A 6,624-nucleotide genomic window follows, 5' to 3' on the forward strand; every position below is an offset into this window, starting at 1 on the left:
TCGAGGTTAACCCTTTGTCCCGTAATGGTTTGAGCCTTTTTTGCTGACAGAAAACGCCTAAGTCCCACTAGGTCCATATTAGAACCCAGAAAAGCGTTCTTAAAGATATCAGTTGTGAAAGTACACCTAACTTCACCGTTAGGTGGCTTAGGTTTTCTATTGGGACAGTGCTTCTAGGTTATTTTTGATCCTAAATCCTGTTTTGCAAAGCTGATAACAATCAATCATAAGTTAGCTAGTGACAGTTAGTGCGATGTCGAAGCCACTGCCTAACAATAAATCCGGTTATTAAAAACTGATTATTTATTCTCCCCTTTGCATGAGTGCCTCTTGCATGAGTGCCTCTCCTCATAACTAGCCTATACTCAACGGATTTAGTATCAGGTACTTTTTCCCTGAAAATTAGGTAGTTGACCACCTGAAAATGGGTAAAACCCTGCACCCCACACCCTGCCCCTAGGAAAAACTTTTTCAGCAAACCCTACTTACTGATAATTTTTTGAAAATCTCTTTGAATAATGGCAAAATTTTTGTCAGTTAAAAGCGGCACATGAACGAATAAAGCTCTCGGATGATGTTTTAAGACTTGAAAATATAATTCTTCGCAGACAAACTGACCGGCATTATCGCTGATATAGCTATAGTCAAGGTTTTTAATTAAATCTGGCAAGGGAATTGGTGTAAATAACTTTTTTGTGCTACTCCTAGCCTGAGATTCTAAACTTAAACGATAACGACTTTCTGCCATGCCACAACAAATAACGAAATCAGGCTTTTTGTCTTGAATAGCTTTGATAACTCGTTCACTGGCTCGATGGGTATTAACGGGAAGTTGACGCAAAAATAAAAGCTTTTTTGGATAATTATCTTGAATGGATGCTAACAAATCATCGGAGGAATTACTCCGGTGATGGCATAACCAAGGCGCAAAAGAAGTTAAGAGAATTGTCAAGTTATCTCCTGATAGTTAATTGGGATGATCAACAAAAAAGCGAGCGAGGGGACAAAAATTGCTACAATAACTGACGTGACCTCAATTAAAGACGAGATTGATATCCTATGCAACGCCGTAAATTTTTGCTGATCAGTGGCAGTTTAGGCGGTTTTAGCTTGGTAGCTTGCGCTCATCAAATTTTACAGCCCGTTACTTCCAAAAATCCCCCTGAGTCGGCTGTTAAACAAGCACAAAAGGCGAAAAAAGTCAAGATAATTGTGATTAGTGACCTTAATAGTCAATACGGTTCCACAACTTACGATCCCGAAATCGATCGAGCTATCCCTTTAATTATCAATAATAAACCCGATCTGGTCCTCTGTGGTGGCGACATGGTGGCAGGACAAAAAAGCAGCTTGACAGAGGCAGCAATTAACGCCATGTGGTCAGCCTTTGATCGCCATATCGCCGCGCCCCTGCGAGCTGCTAAAATACCTTTTGGTTTTACCATCGGTAATCATGACGCTTCTGGAGCTTTATCGGCAGGAAAATTTATCTATGCTAAAGAGAGACAATTAGCCCAAGATTATTGGCAAAACCCCCAACATGATACAAGTTTAAATTTTATCGATAAAACCGGCTTTCCTTTTTATTATACTTTCACTCAAAATGGTATATTCTATCTAGTTTGGGATGCCTCCACTCATTTAATCTCTCAGGAACAACTAAATTGGGCAGCAAAAAACTTGAGTAGTAGCGACGCTAAAAATGCTAAAATGCGGCTAGTAATCGGTCATTTACCCCTCTACGGTATTGCCGTGGGCAGAAATCGACCGGGGGATTATTTAGCCGATGCCGAGAAATTAAGAGCGTTTTTAGAGGGCCATCAGGTGCATACTTATATTAGTGGCCACGCTCACGCTTACTATCCGGGTAAACGGGGGCAATTACAATTATTACACGCGGGAGCTTTAGGCAGTGGACCGCGACAGTTATTGAACAGTGAACAAGCGCCCAGAAAAACCCTAACAATTGTCGATATTAATCCCAATCAACAGGAAACAGTTTACACCACCTACGACATGAAAACCCAAGAGGTGATCAATATTACCAGTTTACCTCCTTTGATTATGGCTCCCAACGGGCAAGTTTTACGTCGAGATATTCCATCGGTTAACTAGAAAGGAATTCCCCTAATGGCCACTGTCATCAGCACCGTTAATATGAAAGGAGGAGTAGGAAAAACTACCCTTACCGTCAACCTTGCCACCTGTTTAGCTAAATTTCAGCAAAAACGAGTCCTTGTCCTCGATTTAGACGCTCAAATCAGTGCGACTCTTAGCTTAATGTCTCCCCACGAATTCGCTCAACTGCGTCGCAAAAAACGCACTTTAAGCTATTTATTAGAAGCAATTATCAAACCCAATCCCTACAATAAATTAACTATTGATGATATTATTGTCCCTTCAGTCTGTGAAATACAAGGCTTAGATCTACTGCCGGGAGACATCGAACTTTATGATGAATATGTCGTCTCAGAAACCCTGCACCACCAAGCAATTTTACAGGAAGATTTAGGCTTTGATCATGCTTGGAATAACCTGGAAAGAATCTTAATTCAAAAAATCATTGATCCCATTCAAGACCGTTACGATTATATTATCATGGATTGCGCTCCAGGCTATAATCTTTTAACTCGGAGTGGTCTATGTAGCAGTCATTTTTATTTACTACCTGCCCGTCCCGAACCTTTATCAATTGTCGGCATTCAGCTATTAGAAAGAAGAATAGTTAAACTGAAAGCTAGTCATCAAGAAACCGCACCGATTAACCCCGGTTTACTCGGTATAGTTTTTATTCTTTCCGGTGGTGGTTTACTCAGTCGCTACTATAATCAAGTCATGCGCCGGGTACAACAGGATTTTCAAGCCCATCAAATTTTTGCTAATGCGATTCCTATGGATGTTAATGTAGCTAAAGCTGTGGATATGTTCGTGCCTGTGGTGGCAGCTATGCCCTCTTCTAGTGGTTCCAAAGCTTTTATGAAACTCACAGAAGAATTCTTGATGAAAGCCAAAAAATAGGAGATAATTACTATGGTCATTGAGTGGTTAGAATTTCAAGTTAAACCCGAAGCTAGGGAAAAATTTATCCAAAAAGATCAAGAAATTTGGACAAAGTTTTTAGCAAAACAACCTGGTTTTTTAGGTAAGGAGCTTTGGATTAATCCCGCCATCGAGGAAGAATTAATTATCGTTGTCCATTGGCAAACACAAGAACAGTGGAAAGCTATCTCCAAAAATTTACTTGATGACACCGAAGCCAAATTTTCCCTAGCCATGGGAAAAGATAATTATCAACTGCTCAAAGTCAAGGAATTTCAGGTCAGAAAATTTCGAGAAAATTTTCAGAACAATTTAGGCTCTCTGGGGACATGATCAAAAATCAATTCATCTTTTTGTCCCCTCTCAACCTAGCCAAACTTGTCCTGAGGGGCTAAAGTGTGCTATAAGCAGTCAGAGTCTTTATTCTTTCTGATTAGGTAAATTACTGATGACTGAAGCTAAACGCGCCCTAATTACCGGCATCACCGGCCAAGATGGTTCCTATCTGAGCGAATTATTATTAGAAAAAGGTTATCAAGTCCACGGTATCATCCGTCGTACCTCAACCTTTAACACCGATCGCATCGATCATATCTATACTGACCCCCACCAGCCCGATACTAAATTATTTCTTCATTATGGCGACCTCACCGACGGCACGACCCTGCGGCGTATCCTCGAACAAGTGCAACCAGTAGAAGTGTATAATTTAGGGGCCCAATCCCACGTGCGAGTTAGTTTTGATGCCCCAGAATACACCGTCGATGCTGTGGGGGTGGGGGTCTTAAGATTGCTAGAAGCAATTCGGGATTACCAAAAAAGAACCGGCATCGAAGTCCGTTTCTATCAAGCAGGTTCCTCGGAAATGTTCGGGAAAGTCATGGAAGTTCCCCAAAAAGAAACCACGCCATTTTATCCCCGCAGTCCCTACGCTTGTGCGAAAGTTTACGGTCACTGGCAAACGGTCAACTATCGGGAATCCTACGACTTATTTGCCTGTAACGGCATTTTATTTAACCATGAATCCCCCCGTCGTGGAGAAACTTTTGTCACGCGCAAAATTACCCGCGCTTTGGCCCGAATTATTGCCGGACAACAGAAAAAACTTTATTTAGGAAATCTCGATTCTAAACGGGATTGGGGTTATGCTAAGGATTATGTGCGGGCGATGTGGTTAATGTTACAACAGCAAGAACCAGATGATTATGTAGTGGCGACAAATGAAACCTATTCTATCCGGGAGTTTCTCGATATTTCTTTCCAATACGTTAATTTAAATTGGCAGGATTATGTGGAGTTTGATGAACGTTATTTGCGTCCGGCGGAAGTGGATTTATTGATAGGAGATTCCACAAAAGCCAGAGAGAAATTAGGTTGGCAGCCGTCGGTAACGTTCGAGGGACTGGTAAAATTAATGGTAGATGCGGATTTAGCGGCTTTGGGGATTAATCTTAATAACGGTGGTGATAGCGGACAGTTATTAAAAGATTTGGCTTATCTTCGCAATCGTTCAATGACAACTGTGGATTAAAGAGGTAAAAATATGCTGAATTTAAGCGAACAAAGAATCGTTGTCACTGGGGGGGCCGGATTTTTAGGTCGGCAAGTAGTTAATCAATTAATTGCAGCGGGGGCAAATTCCGAAAAAATTACAATTCCTCGGTCAAAGGATTGTGATTTAAGAGTTTGGGAAAACTGTCAACGTTTAGCCGACCAAGAAGATTTAATTATCCATTTGGCGGCCCATGTGGGAGGCATCGGTCTCAATCGGGAAAAACCCGCCGAATTATTCTATGATAATTTGATGATGGGAACCCAATTAATTCACGCTGCCTATCTAGCAGGAGTGCAAAAATTTGTCTGTGTGGGGACAATTTGTGCCTATCCAAAATTTACTCCAGTACCTTTCCGTGAAGACGATTTATGGTCAGGATATCCCGAAGAAACCAATGCGCCTTATGGTATCGCTAAAAAGGCTTTATTGGTACAATTAGAGTCCTATCGTTTGCAGTATGGTTTCAACGGAATTTATCTTTTACCGGTGAATTTATACGGGCCAGAGGATAATTTTGATCCGGGTAGTTCCCATGTAATTCCTGCTTTAATTCGCAAGGTTTATGAGGCACAACAACGGGGGGATAAACAACTTCCTGTCTGGGGAGATGGTAGTCCAACCCGGGAGTTTCTCTACTCCACCGATGCAGCGCAAGGCATTGTCATGGCCAGCCAATTCTATAATGAATCAGACCCGGTTAATCTTGGTACAAATTATGAGATTTCTATCAAAGATTTAGTCGAATTAATCTGTGATTTAATGGGTTTTGATGGCGAAATTGTTTGGGAAATAGATAAACCGAATGGTCAACCGCGACGCTGTTTAGATACAACCCGCGCTCAGGAAAAATTCGGTTTTGTTGCTCAAATGGAATTTAAAGAAGGTTTGCGGAAAACCATTGAATGGTATCGGCAAAACGCCGCTTAGTCCAGATAGCTGGTGTGTTAGATAAATAACTAACACACCAGATTTTTTTTCAGCTTACTGCCCGGTAAAATCAGAACGAAGGGTTAATTTTAAATCTTCCTTGGGGTTAATTGACAATAATTCCACCGATTCTCCTCGTAATAACCAACCGGCTAATACTTCTAATCCCCCTCCTCGTAATAATCCCTCGCTAACCGGTTGGTCAGAAGTAAAAGAAGCGAGGACAGAAGCGGCGGATTTTCCTAATACTGCACCCTGAATAATTTTGTCGGGGTTAACTCCTTTAATTAGCTTTTCTAGACGAGTGAAAACTGCCGAAATAGCATCAATAGATTTTTCTTGGGGTTGACGGGTTTTTAAAAAGATTTTTTGGGATAAAAAACGCGAACCTTGACCATCAGGTTTAATTTCTCCGATAATCTGACTACCATCGGGAATAATTGTCTGTCCTTGGGAATTTTTGATATTATCGGTGACGGTCAGAGATAAAGAAAAAGTTTCTTGTTTGGTTAAAAGAATTTTTTCCCCTTGCTCGTATTTTACAGGGATGTCTGTGCCGGCAGGAATTAATTGATCATTCCCCAAAGGAATCGGTTTAATCGGGTTAATTGGGGCGAATTGACGTGCGATCGCAGGAGTCAAGGAGAGGGAGACCACAACGAAAGAAGCACTTAAAAGCATTGTTAATAGGGTCAGAGGATGATGACGACCCTGCTTTTGAAAATATAGCATCTTACCCTTGAGTTTCCTAGTGGGAGCGAATTAAAGATAAAGACGAAAGCGGAAAAAAGTTTGTTTCCAAGCAAGAAAATGCGGGAAAAAGGAGAATTTTAGCCAAAAATAACTGAGATTTCCTACTAATTGCCAGTTATTAGTTTATTTGGTCTATTGAAACGCCAAAACTCTTGATTTGTCCGCAGTTCTTAGTTTGGCACGGTTAATGGGGAACAAGAACTATTTATGGTTAGCTGAATAAATCTAAAAACCTTGTTGGGTAAGACTTTTAGACTTTTTGTCAATCAAAAAGTACCAGATATGGGAGTGGTCGGGGGGAAAATCCCTGGACTTTTTCCCTGAAAATTAGGTAATTTACCCGATGAAAA

The 6,624-nt window shown here is 41.0% G+C and carries 7 protein-coding genes; 5 read left to right on the forward strand and 2 right to left on the reverse strand.

The genetic code is table 11. The features are described 5' to 3' along the window. Positions 1 to 481: 481 nt before the first annotated feature. Positions 482 to 952 carry a pyroglutamyl-peptidase I family protein gene (locus O9300_RS09225; RefSeq protein WP_287971370.1) on the reverse strand — a complete coding sequence of 157 codons (471 nt, stop codon included), beginning with the start codon at positions 950 to 952 and terminating at the stop codon, positions 482 to 484. A gap of 107 nt (positions 953 to 1,059) precedes the next feature. Between O9300_RS09225 and O9300_RS09230 the strand changes: the two genes are divergently transcribed. The 5 genes from O9300_RS09230 (at position 1,060) to O9300_RS09250 (ending at position 5,521) form a co-directional block, all read left to right on the forward strand. Beyond that, on the forward strand, positions 1,060 to 2,115 hold the full coding sequence (locus O9300_RS09230) for a metallophosphoesterase family protein (RefSeq protein WP_287971371.1): 1,056 nt from the start codon (positions 1,060 to 1,062) through the stop codon (positions 2,113 to 2,115). 15 nt (positions 2,116 to 2,130) lie between these two features. Then, positions 2,131 to 3,018, forward strand: coding sequence for a ParA family protein (locus O9300_RS09235; protein ID WP_079208659.1), 888 nt, complete (start codon positions 2,131 to 2,133; stop codon positions 3,016 to 3,018). Between the two features lie 12 nt (positions 3,019 to 3,030). Next, positions 3,031 to 3,372: a TIGR03792 family protein gene (locus O9300_RS09240; protein WP_147070886.1), complete on the forward strand. Its 342-nt coding sequence runs from the start codon at positions 3,031 to 3,033 to the stop codon at positions 3,370 to 3,372. Between the two features lie 115 nt (positions 3,373 to 3,487). Continuing rightward, entirely contained in the window at positions 3,488 to 4,570 is a 1,083-nt protein-coding gene (gene gmd / locus O9300_RS09245; protein ID WP_002798501.1) for a GDP-mannose 4,6-dehydratase, read from the forward strand. A gap of 12 nt (positions 4,571 to 4,582) precedes the next feature. Continuing rightward, positions 4,583 to 5,521 carry a GDP-L-fucose synthase family protein gene (locus O9300_RS09250; protein ID WP_287971373.1) on the forward strand — a complete coding sequence of 313 codons (939 nt, stop codon included), beginning with the start codon at positions 4,583 to 4,585 and terminating at the stop codon, positions 5,519 to 5,521. 54 nt (positions 5,522 to 5,575) lie between these two features. Here O9300_RS09250 and O9300_RS09255 read toward each other — a convergent pair whose 3' ends face one another. Further along, positions 5,576 to 6,253: a hypothetical protein gene (locus O9300_RS09255; RefSeq protein WP_004159248.1), complete on the reverse strand. Its 678-nt coding sequence runs from the start codon at positions 6,251 to 6,253 to the stop codon at positions 5,576 to 5,578. Positions 6,254 to 6,624 lie beyond the last annotated feature (371 nt).

Origin of the sequence: Microcystis sp. LE19-195.1E (assembly GCF_027532095.1) — a bacterium.
Classification (GTDB): Bacteria; Cyanobacteriota; Cyanobacteriia; order Cyanobacteriales; family Microcystaceae; genus Microcystis; species Microcystis aeruginosa.